This window comes from Streptomyces hygroscopicus subsp. hygroscopicus (assembly GCF_030269125.1).
Lineage (GTDB): Bacteria > Actinomycetota > Actinomycetes > Streptomycetales > Streptomycetaceae > Streptomyces > Streptomyces hygroscopicus_C.
In genome coordinates, this window is the sequence record NZ_BSSM01000022.1 from 108193 (window position 1) to 121116 (window position 12924).

A 12924-nucleotide genomic window follows, 5' to 3' on the forward strand; every position below is an offset into this window, starting at 1 on the left:
GTCCCGCCGGAGCGGCTCTGCACGCCCAGTGTCGAGGCGTGCGCTTGCGTGCTGCTTGTACGCGGGCGGGAGGCGCGGCGGTCAGTCCAGGGCGGTCAGGTACGCCTCGACGGCGTCGGCCGCGACGGCCGGGCCGTCGACGGACCGCATGCGCTCCCGCACGGCCCGCACCCGTTCGGCCACCGACGGGTCGCCGGCCACCTGGTCCACCGTCGCGCGCAGGCTCTCCACGGTGACGTCCTCCTTGGCCAGCAGGCGGCCGAGGCCCAGCTCCTCCACGCGCAGGGCGTTCGCCCGCTGCTCGTTCGACTGCGGTACGAGGATCATGGGCACGCCGTTGTCCAGCGACTCCATGGTGCTGTTCATGCCGCCGTGGCTGATGAACAGCCGCGCGTGGCGCAGCACGTCGAGCTGGGGCGCGTACCGCCGTACGTCGACGTTCGCGGGCAGCGGTCCGAGGGCGGCCGGGTCGGTGTGGTCGCCGACGGTGATGAGGACGTCCCACTCGGAGTCGCCGAACGCCTCGATGGCCATGGTGAAGAACTCCGGCCAGCCCCTGGCCGAGGTGCCGAGGGAGACGAGCAGGACGGGCCGGTCCGGCGAGGTCGGCCGCCAGGTGCCCTGGTAGGGGCGTTCGGCGATGCAGGGGCCGGTGAAGACGAACCGCTCGTCGAAGGTCTCCCCGGCGTACTGGAATTCGCGGGGGAGGAAGACGAGGGCGAGTCTCTCGATGTGGGTGAGGAAGCCCATCGGGTCGGCCGGGAGCCCGAAGCGGGGCAGCACCGCCGCGAGTCCCCGCACCGCCTCCACGATCCGCGGGTCGTCGAGTTCGGCCACCGGGAACTTCTCCCGGATGGAGAAGTGTTCGTTCGCGCCGAACACGGGATACGTCCGGATCAGCGGGATGCCGTGCGCGGCGGCGAAGAAGCGCGCTCCCCAGGCCATGAAGTCGTGGACGATCACGTCCGGCCTGTTCTCCTCGTAGAACGGTGCGACCTGGGCCACCAGGGACGTGGCCTCGTCCAGGCTCCGCAGTCCCTCGCCCGCGGACTCCTCGGGGGTCAGGGGTGCGCGGTAGAAGTCGCCGAAGACCGAGTCGTACCTGACCGGTTCGGCCCCGGCGGCCTTGACGATGGGGGCGAAGTGCTCGGTCACGGTGCAGGTGACGCGATGGCCCCGCCGGACCAGCTCCTCGACGACGCCGATCGTGGGATTGACGTGGCCTACAGCCGGAAAGTTGAAGAAAGCGATGTGGCGTCGCACGTGGGTCTCCTGCCGCTCATCCATTGCCGTCGGGTTCGCCGAGTGCGGCGAACCGGTGTATTTCGTCGAGGAGTCGGGCCTGGCGCAGGGTGTCGCCGGTGTCCGGGAGGGTTCCGGAGCGCACGGCGGCGGCGAAGGCCGCGACGGTGGCCGCCACCTGGTCGTGCGGTGCGAGCCGGAACTCCTCGCTCTTGCCGTCACGGTGGAGGACGATCACGGGGACGTGGTCGGCGGGCGGGGTGAAGGCCCGCTCGACGGTGATGCTTCCCTCGCTGCCCCACAGTTCGTAGGCCGAACGGTAGGCGTGCTCCATGCCGAAGGTGATCTGGGCGGTGGCGGTGCCGGGCGTGCTCAGCAGCGCGGCGCCGGAGGTCTCGACCCGTCGTCCCACGCCCCGGGTGAGACGGGCGCCGCTGACGCGCAGGCCGGGACCGAGGAAGTGCAGTGCGGCCCGCAGGGGGTAGATCCCCACGTCCGCGAGGGCGCCGCCGCCGAGGTCCGGGTCGTACCGGATGTCGCCGTCCGGGAGCGGGGGGATGGTGAACGCGGCGTGGAACGCGCGCACTTCGCCGATAGCGCCGTCGGCGACGAGGCGTTGTACGGCCCGGTGCCGGCGGTGGTGGACGAACATCACGTTCTCCATGAGCACCAGGCCGCGCCCGGCGGCGAGGCGGAGCAGGTCCGCGGTGCGGCGGTGGTCGGTGGTCAGGGGCTTCTCGGCGAGGACGGGGCGGCCGGTGCGCAGTGCCGCCTCGGTCCACTGCGCGTGCAGGGCCGCCGGCAGCGGCACGTAGACGGCCTCGACGTCGTCCTGTTCGAGGAGCGCGTCGTACCCGTGGACGGGCCGGCAGCCGAAGCGTTCGGCGACGTCCCGGGCCTTGGCCGCGTCCCGGCTGGCCACTGCCGCGATCTCGATGCCGGGGTCCGCCGCGAAGGCGGGCAGCATACGGCGCACCGCGATGTCCGCGCAGCCGAGCACCCCGATCCTCAGGCGGCCGGTCATCGCGCCCGCACCGCGGTCGCGTTGAGGCAGGCGAGCAGGGTGCGGGCCTGGACGTTGAGGTAGTGGCCGTGCCGTACCAGGGAGGTGAGCTGGCCGGGGGTGACCCAGGCATAGCCGGGCGGCGGGTCCTGCGGGGCGTCGGCCTCGTCCGCCTCGACGAGGAGGCAGCGGCTGACGGCGTTGAGGAAGCGGCCGCCCTCCTCGGAGTGCACGGCCTCGTAGCGGACGCGGTCCGGGGTCGCGCGTACCACCGTGTCCAGGAACAACGGGCGTTCACCCGCGGGCAGATGGGCGTAGTTGTCCGGGGTGTACTGGACGGTGGGCCCGAGTTCGACGGTGTCGAGGAAGCCGGCCTCGACGCGGGCGTGCACCAGGACGTGCGGGACGCCGCCGAACTCCCGGACGAGGAAGGCGGTGACGCCGGGGCCGACCGGCTCGAACAGGGGCTGGGTCCAGCCGGTCACCTCACGGTTCCCCGCCCGCACGGACACGGCGACGACGTCGAAGTAGCGGCCCGTCTCGTGCTCGATCGTGCTCTCGCGGCGCTTCCAGCCCGGGAGGTTGTCCAGCGGGACGCGTTCGGCCCGCACGCTGTGCCGGGTGCGCTCGCCCGTGATCCAGGAGAGCAGCTCGGTGTCGGAGAGCAGCGCGCCGTCCCAGGCGTCGCCGAAGGGAAGGCAGGACAGCACCGTGCGCGAGTCCATGTTGACCACGTTGTCCAGGTGCAGCAGCCGGGCGATCTGTCCCAGGGTGAGCCAGCAGAAGTCGTCGAGGAGGGGGACGTCGCCCACCGCCTCGACCACCATGTTGCGGTTGGACTTGTGGTGGAACCAGGAGCCGTGCTCGGACTGGAGCACGTCCGCGACGATCCGGCCGCGGCGCGGCCCGACGAAGTACTCGATGTACTTGACGTCCGCGCCCTTGTGGGCCTTGGTGTAGTTGCTCCGGGTCGCCTGGACGGTGGGCGACAGCTGGAGCAGGTTGGGGTTGCCCGGTTCCATCTTCGCCTGCATCAGGAAGTGCGGCACGCCGCCGAACTCCTTGACGAGGATGCCCAGGATGCCCACCTCGGGCTGTCTGATGATGGGCTGGTACCAGTCGGCGTGCGGGCCGTCGCCGTGCGGCTCGCCCTCCTCCGTGACGTGCAGGCCCTCGACGGTGAAGAAGCGTCCGCTGCGGTGCACCAGGTTCCCGGTGGTCTCCTGGAACGACCAGCCGTCCAGCTCGGCGAACGGAATCCGTTCCACCTCGAAGGTGTGGGCCCGGCCGCGTTCGGCCAGCCAGCCGGCGAAGTCGGCGGTGCGCAGGTGCGCGCCCTCGGTGGTGGCCGCCGAGAGCGCGATGCGGTCCGGCAGGCTCGTGTCCGCCCGTGTCCGGAGCGTGGGGGTCGACGGCATCGGAGAGACTCCCTGCCTTTCTGGTGAGGACGGTGCGGCCGGGTCAGGCATGGCCGGCCGCGATGAAGTCGTTGAGGACCCGGCGGTAGTAGTCGGGTCCGAAGCCCAGGTCCGCCACTTCCGGGACCAGGGCGCGCAACTTCTGGGTGGAGATGGCGTACGCGACGCCGGTGTCCACGTACTCCTTGCGTGGCGTGAGCCGCAGCGCGCGGGCGAGGTGGTCGGCGATGTCCTCCACCGAGGTGGCGAAGCCGGAGGCCACGTTGACCGTGTCGGCCCGCAGTCCCGCGCCGAGCAGCCGGTCGGTGATCGTCAGCATGTCCGCGACGCCGATCAGGTCGCGGGCCGCGCCCCGGTGCAGGGACACCACTCCCGAACGGACCTGCCGCACCAGCGTCGGGACCAGCTGGTGGGGCCGTCCGTGCGGACCCACCAGGTGGGCGAGCCGGAGGATGAGGTGGTCGGTCCCGGAGTCGCGTAACTGCTGTTCGAGCGCGAGCTTGTGCGCGCCGTAGGGGGTGGCGGGGCGCACCGGGTCGTCCTCCGTGCCCGGCCCCTCGGCGAGGCCGTACATGCCGGTGGCGGCGGTCGAGAAGAACAGCAGCAGCTTCCCGGCCGCGGCGCACCGTTTCCCGACGTCGCGCAGCAGTGCGGCCTCTCGCGCGTAGTCCGCCTCGGTCGCGCCGCTGGTCCTGGACTCCCCGGCCGCGAGGGCCACGGTGTCCGGATGCCGGCCGGCCAGCGGACGCAGACTCCGTGCCAGGAATCCGGTCCCCACTATCTCCATCGTCGTAACCGATCTCCTGGGCGGAGGCGGCCCGGTGGCTCGGAGCCTGTCGGCGGGCCCCGTTCCCGGCGGGAGTCCGGGTCCCGGTCCCGGGAGGGGTGCCGACGGGCTCTCAGCCGTGCCGGGCCACGAACTCCTTGATCGTGGCGGTCATGTAGTCGAGCATCTCGTCGGTGAGCCCCGGGTAGACGCCGATCCAGAAGGTGTGCTCGGTGATGACGTCGCTGTTGGTGAGGTCGCCGACGACCCGGTGGGGCCGGCCGATGTAGGCGGGCTGCCGGGTGAGGTTGCCGGCGAACAGCCGCCGGGTACCGATCTTGTGCTCCTCCAGGTGTGCGACCAGCTCGGCACGGGTGAAACGGGCCTCGGGGTCGACGGTGATGACGAAGCCGAACCAGCTCGGGTCGGACTTCGGGGTGGGCTCGGGAAGCAGCAGGCCCGGTACGCCGTCCAGTCCCTCGCGCAGCCGGCGCCAGTTACGCCGCCGCGCCTCGATGAAGCCGTCCAGCTTGTCGAGTTGGGCGAGCCCGAGGGCGGCCTGGATGTCGGTCGCCTTCAGGTTGTAACCGACGTGGGAGAAGATGTACTTGTGGTCGTACCCGGCCGGCAGGTCGCCCATCTGGTACTCGAAGCGTTTGAAGCAGGTGTTGTTCTTGCCGGGTTCGCACCAGCAGTCCCGGCCCCAGTCGCGCAGCGACTCCACGATGCGGGCGAGGCCCAGGTCGGAGGTGAGCAGGCAGCCGCCCTCGCCCATGGTGAGGTGGTGCGCGGGATAGAAGCTCACCGTGGTCATGTGGCCGAACGTGCCGGTGATCCGCCCGTCGTAGGTCGAGCCGACCGCGTCGCAGTTGTCCTCGATGAGGTAGAGGTCGTGCTCCTCGGCGAGTTGGGCGACCTCGGCCACCTCGAAGGGGTTGCCGAGCGCGTGCGCGATCATGATGGCCCGCGTCTTGGGACCGATCGCCCGTGCCACCCGCTCGGCCGTGGTGTTGTACGTGGCCAGCTCCACGTCCACGAAGACCGGGACGAGTCCGTTCTGCAGGATCGGGTTGACGGTGGTGGGGAAGCCCGCGGCGACGGTGATCACCTCGTCGCCCGGCTTCAGCGCCCGGTCACCGAGTTCGGGCTGGGTGAGGGCGGAGACGGCGAGGAGGTTCGCGGACGAACCGGAGTTGGTCAGATGGGCCTTGCGCCGCTTCAGCCGCTTGGCGAAGGCGGACTCGAACTTCCGGGAGCTGGGTCCGGCGGCGATGCGCATGGTCAGCGCCGCCTCGACGATCGCGACCCGGTCCGCCTCGTCCAGGACCGCGCCGGAGGGCCAGATCTCGGTCACGCCGGGCACGAACTCCCGCGCCGGCGCGGTCTCGCGGTGGTATCTGCGGACCTCGTCCAGCACCAGTTCCTTGGGGTCGGTGGTGTCGCTCACTTCATGTCCTTCCATTGACCGGTGCCGGCAGCGCGGCCGCGAGCAGGTCGCGCAGCGAGTCGTCGAGGGTGCGGCGCGGCTGCCATCCCAGGAGCCGCAGCGCCCGTGAGACGTCGAGTTGCTGCCACGCCACGTCGGTGCGTGTGGACGGGCCGGGGGCGGCCTCGGCGACCGTGAGGTCCAGGCCGCTGAGGCCCACCATCCGGTCGATCAACGCGCGCATCGCGACCGCCTCGCCGCGCCCGACGTTGATCACCTGGCCGCTCACGTCGGCCTTCGGCGCGGTGGCGGCGGCCCGTACGGCGTCCACGGTGTCGCGCATGTCCACGAGGTCGCGACGGGCACGCAGCGGCGGCAGTCTCAGTGCGTCGGGCCGCTCGCCCCGGGAGCGGGCGCGGGCGGCCTCGCCGAGGTGCGCGGCGACCTTGCCGAAGAGGCTGGTGGCCGGCACCCCGGCACCGATCACCTGGGCGAGGCGGAGGACGACGCCGTCCACGCCGTCGTCCGCCACGGCCCTCAGGACGGCCCGCGTGCCGAGGAGTTTGGTGCGCCCGTACGGCGTGACGGGCGCGGGCTCCTGCTCCTCGCGGGTGCCGGCACCCGGCGTCCCGGCGCCGTACTCGTGGACGGTGCCGAGCTGGACCAGCCGCGGGGGGCGGGGCAGCCGGGCGAGTGCCCGGGTGAGGCGGACGACCAGGTCCGCGTTGCCCGCGGTCATCGCGGCCTCGTCGCCCTGCCAGACCCGGCCCGCGGCGTTGACCACCACGTCGGGCGCCACCGAGCCGAAGTAGTCCGCGAGTTCGCGGGCGTCGGCGGCGAGCAGGTCCAGGGCGACGTGACGCGCGTCCGCCGGGCCGTCCCCGGCCGGATTGCGGGACACCAGGTGCGTCTGCGCGCCGTCGGCGCGGAAGGCCGCGCCGATCCGGCGGCCCAGGCAGCCGGAGCCGCCGAGCACCACGACACGGAGCCCGGACGCCGGGCCGTGCTCAGCCGTGCGCACGGTCGGCCCCGTACTTGACGCTCTTCCACCAGTCGGGGTGGTCGCGGTACCAGGCCACCGTGGCGGCCAGCCCCTCCTCGAACCCGATGTGCGGCGCGTAGCCGAGTTCCGCACGGATCTTGGACTCGTCGATGGAGTAGCGCAGGTCGTGCGCCTTGCGGTCGGGGACGTGGCGGATCATCTCCTCGCCCGAGCCGGTCAGTTCGAGCAGGTGCTCGGTGATGGCCCGGTTGGTGCGCTCGTTGCCGCCGCCGATGTTGTAGATCTCGCCGGGCCGGCCGCGGTCGAGCACGAGGTGGATGCCGCGGCAGTGGTCGTCCACGTGCAGCCATTCGCGGACGTTGCGTCCGTCCCCGTAGAGCGGCACCTGCCGGCCTTCCAGCAGGTTGGTGACGAACAACGGGATGAGCTTCTCCGGGTGCTGGTAGGGCCCGTAGTTGTTGGAGCAGCGGGTGACGGAGAGGTTCACCCCGTGGGTGCGCCAGTAGGTGCGGGCGACCAGGTCGGAACACGCCTTGGAGGCCGCGTAGGGGGTGTTGGGCAGCAGCGGCCACTCCTCCGTCCAGGATCCCTCGCCGATCGAGCCGTACACCTCGTCGGTGGAGACGTGCACGACCCGCTCGACGCCCGTGTCCAGCACGGCGTCGAGGAGGGTCTGGGTGCCCAGGACGTTGGTGCGGAAGAACGGGGCCGCGCCCTCCAGCGAGCGGTCCACGTGGGACTCGGCGGCGAAGTGCACCACGGCGTCGTGTCCGGGCAGCAGTTCCCGCAGCAGGCCCAGGTCGCAGACGTCGCCCCGGACGAACTCCAGGCGCGGGTGCGAGGCGGGCAGGTTGTCGCGGTTGCCCGCGTAGGTCAGCTTGTCCAGGGCGGTGACCCGCGCGTCCTGCCATCCCTCGTACGCGTTCGCGAGGAGGTGGCGGACGAAGTTGGAGCCGATGAAACCGGCTGCTCCGGTGACGAGGATCCTCATGCCGCGACTTCCACTCGGGTGTGGTCTCCGACGACCAGGCGGTAACGGTCCGCGCTCTGCCCGCTGGTGCCGACCGAGGCGGAGCGGCCGATGACGGAACTGCGCAGGCCCTGGACACCGGTGACCGACGCGCCGTCCAGGGCGATGGAGTACTCCAGCCGGCTCCCGGTGACCGCGCAGGCGCGGCCGATGGACGTGTGCGGGCCGATGTGGCTGTCCTCCACGACCGTGCCGGCGCCGATGATCACCGGCCCCTCGATGCGGGAGCGCACGACGCGCGCCCCCTCCTCCACGACGACCGGCCCCACCAGCACGCTGGCGTCGTCGACCGCGCCGCGCACGGCCGGCCGCAGGCCGTCCAGGACGTACCGGTTGCACTCCAGGACGTCCTCGACGTTCCCGGTGTCCTTCCAGTAGCCCTCGTAGCGCCCGGCCCGCACGTCCGCGCCCGTCGACACCAGCCACTGGATCGCGTCGGTGATCTCCAGCTCGCCGCGGGCGCTGGGCTCGATGGACCGTACGGCCTCGTGGATGGCGGCGGTGAAGAAGTACACGCCCATCAGGGCCAGGTCGCTGCGCGGGTGCTGCGGCTTCTCCACCAGGCGCCGCACCTCGCCGGCGGGCCCCAGTTCGGCCACGCCGAAGGCGCGCGGGTCCGGGACCTTGTACACCACGACGTGGGCGGCCGGGCGGTGCGTCGCGAACTCCTCGGCGATGGCGGCGATCCCCTCGGGCAGCATGTTGTCGCCGAGGTACATCACGAAGTCGTCGTCGCCGAGGAAGTCACGGGCGACGGCGACGGTGTGGGCGAGGCCGAGCGGGGCCTCCTGGCGGAGGTAGGTCAGCCGTGCCCCGAACCGCGAACCGTCCCCGAGCGCCTCCTGGATCTCCTGGGCGCGGTCGCCGACGATGACGCCGACCTCGCTCACCCCCAGGTCCAGGATGTTGCGAAGGACGTACTCCAGGACCGGGGTGTTCGCGATGGGGATGAGCTGCTTGGGCATGGAATAACTGAAGGGCCGCAGGCGGGTGCCCGATCCGCCTGCCAGCACCAGAGCCTTCATGGGAGGTCCTCTCGCTTCATGTGTGGGCGAAATCCGACAGCACGCCCGCGGCCAGGGCCTCGGCCAGCGTCGGCGCCTTCGCGTCCTTGTCCGAGATCAGCGGTGTCCCGGCGCACTCCCAGGGAAGGTCCAGGTCGGGGTCGAGCGGGTTGATGTCGATCTGTGTTCCGGGGACGTACGTGGTCGAGACGACGTAGCAGATGCAGGCGTCGTCGGTGAGCGCCAGGAAGCCGTGGCCGACGCCCTCGGGGACGTACACGGACCGGCCCGAGGCGGCGTCCAGTTCGTTGAACTGGTGCCTGCCGAAGGTGGGCGAGCCGACCCGCAGGTCGACGACGACGTCCCGCAGCACGCCCCGGACGCAGGTGATGAACTTGGCCTGTCCCGGTGGGGTGCGCACGCTGTGGATGCCGCGCAGGGTGTCGCGCCGGGACACCGAGTAGTTGATCTGCCGGGGCCGGAAGACGATGCCCGCGGTCCGCTCCAGCTCGTCGGTCCGCAGCGACTCGTAGAAGACGCCACGGCTGTCGAAGAGGTGGTCCGGCTCGATCAGAAACGTGCCCGGGATGCTGGTTTCCTCGACGCGCACGCTCGCCCTTCCTTCTCAGGCCGGCCGGCCGGGGCCGCACGGCGGTGGGTGCCTCGGTCAGCCGCGGTGTTCCGCGGTCAGCCGCTCCAGGACCGGGATCACGTCCTTGGGCGCCGGGGCGGCCAGCATGTCCTCGTAGAGGGCACGGGCGCCGAGCTGGAAGGACGGCTCCTCGATCAGTCGCAGGAGGTCCTTGTGCATGCTGTCGACGTCGATCGCCGCGGGGTCGGCGACCAGTCCGGCGCCCCGGCGGGCGACGTACCGTCCCGTGACCATCTCGTCCCACATCGGCAGGGGCACGACGAGCTGGGGCACCTTGAACGCCACGGCGGCGGCGAACGTCCCGCCGCCCCCGTGGTGGATGATCGCCGAGCTGGTGGGCAGCACCTGGTTGAGCGGGACGTACGGGAGGGCGCGGACGTTGTCCGGGAGCGTGCCGGCCGCCTCCAGTTGCTCGCTGTTCAGCGTCGCCACGAGCTCCAGGTCCAGACCGGACACGGACTCGAAGAACTCCCGCATGGGGAAGCCGCTGTGCCGGCCGGCCAGCAGCCGCCGGCTCACGCCCAGGGTGAGCACGGCGCGGGGCCGGTCGGGCCGGGCGTGCAGCCAGCCGGGAAGCGTGGCGGCCCCGTTGTACGGGACGCGGCGGACCGGGACGTACGTCAGGTCCAGCGGGGTGCGCATCCGGGACTGGGTCAGGTCGAGGGTCCACTGGCCGGTCAGCGTCTCCTCGGTGAAGTCGAGGCCGTAGCGTTCCAGCACCGGGCGCAGCCAGGGCATCCACGGGTCCTCGGTCAGGCCCGAGGCCGGGTCGGCCAGTTCCTCGCGCGTCCTGGCGCGGACGAGCCCGATGTTGTCGTTGCCGAACAGCAGGCGCGCGTGCGCGGCGCCGCAGGCGCGCGCGGCCACGGCGCCGGTGGGGGCCAGCGGGTCCCACAGCACCAGGTCCGGACGCCAGTCCTTGGCGAACTCGACCAGCGTGTCCAGGATGGGCCGCCGGGCGCCCTCGGCCGCCGGCGGCGGGTAGTACGCGTGGAACATCCCGCCGAGCACGGCCCTGGCCGTACGCCAGGAGTCGGGGGCGTCGGGGTCGAGGGCCAGGGTCGGCCGGTCGGGGCCGGCGCCCGCGATGAGAGGAGCGAGCGAAGCGGCGAGTTCCTCCTTGCCGCCCAGCGAGACCGCGGTGAGGCCGGCCGAGGTGATGTTCTCGATCACCTTCTGGTCGACCACGCCCTCGGGGCTCGCCACCACGACCTCGTGGCCGGCGCTCTGCAGCGCCCACGCCAGCGGGACGGCCGGATAGAGATGTGCCGAAGCCGGAAAGATGGTGAAAAGAACGCGCATCGCTGACCTCTCCGAGAGTGCCGGCGCCCTGCCGACGCGTACGGTTCGCACGCATCCTGCGGGCGCCCTCTAAAGAGCCGCTTGTGCACCGCGAGGCGGGGGCGAGCGAGGTGTGTAGCACCCGGGACGCGCACACGCCCCTGACTGGAGATTCACCAGAAAAGGTGAATTGGCCTCAATTCTTTTCCAAATGAACGACGGATACGTAGTTGTGTGCTCAGAAGCCTTCGAAGGCCCCACAATTTTTACGCGGTTGACTTACGATCTCCGCAGGATGGAGGCCGTGGAGATGACGGAAACCAACGAACGGTCCGACGGCTGCGGACGATTCGAGAAGTGCCGACGTCCCCGGAGCGGTTCTGTGATACGGATCCTGCTCGCCGAGGACATGGACATGGTCCGCGGCGCTCTGGTCGCACTGCTGAACCTCCAGGACGATCTCGACGTGATCTGCGAGGTCTCGCGCGGGGACGAGATCGTCGGCATGGCGCTCAAGCACCGGCCCGACGTGGCCATCCTCGACATCGACCTGCCCGGTATCGACGGCCTGTCCGCGGCCGTCCGGCTGCGCGAGCAGCTCCCCCAGTGCCGCGTCCTCATCCTGACCAGCCTCGGACGCCCCGGCGCCCTGCGCCGGGCCCTTGAGGCGCGGGTCGCCGGGTATCTCCGCAAGGACGCCCCGTCCTCCGAACTCGCCACCGCGGTGCGGCGGGTGGCGGCAGGACAGCGAGCGGTCGACCCGGAACTGGCGCTGGCCGCCTGGGAGGAGTACGAAAGCCCCCTCACCACCCGGGAGACCGAGGTGCTGCGGCTCGCGGCGGAGGGCGCGGAGCCCCGGGAGATCGCCGCCACGCTGCGCATCTCCGCGGGTACGGTGCGCAACTACCTGACGACCATCGTCGGCAAGCTCAACGCCCGCAACCGCGTCGACGCGATCCGCATCGCGCGCGACTCCGAGTGGCTGCTGTGACGGTGCCACCGGGTCGTGACCGGCCTGCGCGCGTCCGGTGTCCCCGGCGCGACCACGGTCCGCCGGGACGGCTTTGGCCGATCACAAGGGGCGCTTCCTAGGGTGCGACGCCAGGCAGTCATCTGCGTCGACACGAAGGAGCGGCCGATGGCCGTGGACACGACCCGTCCGAGTGGCACGAACGCCCCCGGAGAGGCCGACAGAACGACCCTCCCGTCCCACGAGGTACGCCGCCAGGACCGGGTGGTCATCCGGTTCGCGGGGGACTCCGGGGACGGGATGCAGCTGACGGGGGACCGTTTCACCTCGGAGACCGCTTCCTTCGGCAACGACCTCTCGACGCTGCCGGACTTCCCCGCGGAGATCCGGGCGCCCGCCGGCACCCTGCCCGGGGTGTCGTCGTTCCAGCTCCACTTCGCCGATCACGACATCCTCACGCCGGGCGACGCGCCGAACGTCCTCGTCGCGATGAACCCGGCCGCGCTGAAGGCCAACGTCGGCGATCTGCCGCGGGGCGCCGAGATCATCGTGAACACGGACGAGTTCACCAAGCGGGCCCTGCAGAAGGTGGGCTACGACGCCTCGCCGCTGGAGGACGGCTCGCTGGCCGCGTTCACCGTGCACCCGGTCCCGCTGACCACGCTGACCGTGGGCGCCCTGTCCGGCTCCCCGCTGTCGCGCAAGGAGGCGGAACGGGCGAAGAACATGTTCGCGCTCGGCCTGCTGTCCTGGCTCTACCACCGGCCCACCGACGGCACCGAACGCTTCCTGCGGGCCAAGTTCGCGCGGCGCCCCGAGATCGCCGAGGCGAACATCGCCGCGTTCCGCGCCGGCTGGAACTTCGGCGAGACCACGGAGGACTTCGCGGTCTCCTACGAGGTCGCCCCGGCCGGCCGCGCCTTCACCCCCGGCACCTACCGCAACATCTCGGGCAACCTCGCCCTGGCCCACGGCCTGGTCGCCGCCGGTGTGCGCAGCGGACTGCCGCTGTTCCTGGGCTCGTACCCGATCACCCCGGCCTCGGACATCCTGCACGAGCTGAGCCGGCACAAGAACTTCGGCGTGCGGACCTTCCAGGCCGAGGACGAGATCGCCGCGATCGGCGCCG

The 12924-nt window shown here is 71.5% G+C and carries 12 protein-coding genes; 2 read left to right on the forward strand and 10 right to left on the reverse strand.

Annotation, left to right across the window (positions count from 1 at the left end):
* Window positions 1–81: 81 nt before the first annotated feature.
* The 10 genes from QSK45_RS34535 to QSK45_RS34580 all read right to left on the reverse strand — a co-directional run bounded on the left by QSK45_RS34535 (window position 82) and on the right by QSK45_RS34580 (window position 10846).
* Window positions 82–1263 carry a macrolide family glycosyltransferase gene (locus QSK45_RS34535; protein WP_285562862.1) on the reverse strand — a complete coding sequence of 394 codons (1182 nt, stop codon included), beginning with the start codon at window positions 1261–1263 and terminating at the stop codon, window positions 82–84.
* 16 nt (window positions 1264–1279) lie between these two features.
* Window positions 1280–2266: a Gfo/Idh/MocA family protein gene (locus QSK45_RS34540; RefSeq protein ID WP_285562863.1), complete on the reverse strand. Its 987-nt coding sequence runs from the start codon at window positions 2264–2266 to the stop codon at window positions 1280–1282.
* Entirely contained in the window at window positions 2263–3663 is a 1401-nt protein-coding gene (locus tag QSK45_RS34545; RefSeq protein WP_285562864.1) for an NDP-hexose 2,3-dehydratase family protein, read from the reverse strand. Before QSK45_RS34545 ends, QSK45_RS34540 begins: the two co-directional genes overlap by 4 nt.
* Window positions 3664–3706: 43 nt before the next feature.
* Window positions 3707–4450 (reverse strand): NAD-dependent epimerase/dehydratase family protein, encoded by a 744-nt coding sequence (locus tag QSK45_RS34550; protein ID WP_285562865.1) that lies wholly within the window; start codon window positions 4448–4450, stop codon window positions 3707–3709.
* Window positions 4451–4562: 112 nt separating this feature from the next.
* Window positions 4563–5876, reverse strand: coding sequence for a lipopolysaccharide biosynthesis protein RfbH (gene rfbH / locus QSK45_RS34555; protein ID WP_285562866.1), 1314 nt, complete (start codon window positions 5874–5876; stop codon window positions 4563–4565).
* A 1-nt stretch (window position 5877) separates the two neighbouring features.
* Window positions 5878–6876 carry an NAD-dependent epimerase/dehydratase family protein gene (locus QSK45_RS34560; protein ID WP_285562867.1) on the reverse strand — a complete coding sequence of 333 codons (999 nt, stop codon included), beginning with the start codon at window positions 6874–6876 and terminating at the stop codon, window positions 5878–5880.
* Window positions 6863–7849 (reverse strand): dTDP-glucose 4,6-dehydratase, encoded by a 987-nt coding sequence (gene rfbB, locus QSK45_RS34565; RefSeq protein ID WP_285562868.1) that lies wholly within the window; start codon window positions 7847–7849, stop codon window positions 6863–6865. The genes QSK45_RS34560 and rfbB overlap by 14 nt, the downstream gene beginning before the upstream one ends.
* Window positions 7846–8913 (reverse strand): glucose-1-phosphate thymidylyltransferase, encoded by a 1068-nt coding sequence (locus tag QSK45_RS34570; protein WP_285562869.1) that lies wholly within the window; start codon window positions 8911–8913, stop codon window positions 7846–7848. The genes rfbB and QSK45_RS34570 overlap by 4 nt, the downstream gene beginning before the upstream one ends.
* A gap of 16 nt (window positions 8914–8929) precedes the next feature.
* Window positions 8930–9502: a dTDP-4-dehydrorhamnose 3,5-epimerase family protein gene (locus QSK45_RS34575; RefSeq protein WP_285562870.1), complete on the reverse strand. Its 573-nt coding sequence runs from the start codon at window positions 9500–9502 to the stop codon at window positions 8930–8932.
* 57 nt (window positions 9503–9559) lie between these two features.
* A complete protein-coding gene (locus QSK45_RS34580; RefSeq protein ID WP_285562871.1) occupies window positions 9560–10846 on the reverse strand; it encodes a nucleotide disphospho-sugar-binding domain-containing protein in 1287 nt (428 codons plus the stop codon).
* 361 nt (window positions 10847–11207) lie between these two features.
* On the opposite strand from QSK45_RS34580, the gene QSK45_RS34585 reads away from it, so the two are divergent.
* Window positions 11208–11816, forward strand: coding sequence for a response regulator transcription factor (locus QSK45_RS34585; RefSeq protein ID WP_285562880.1), 609 nt, complete (start codon window positions 11208–11210; stop codon window positions 11814–11816).
* 147 nt (window positions 11817–11963) lie between these two features.
* Window positions 11964–12924: 2-oxoacid:acceptor oxidoreductase family protein (locus QSK45_RS34590; RefSeq protein ID WP_285562872.1), on the forward strand; the 961-nt coding region annotated here is incomplete at its 3' end.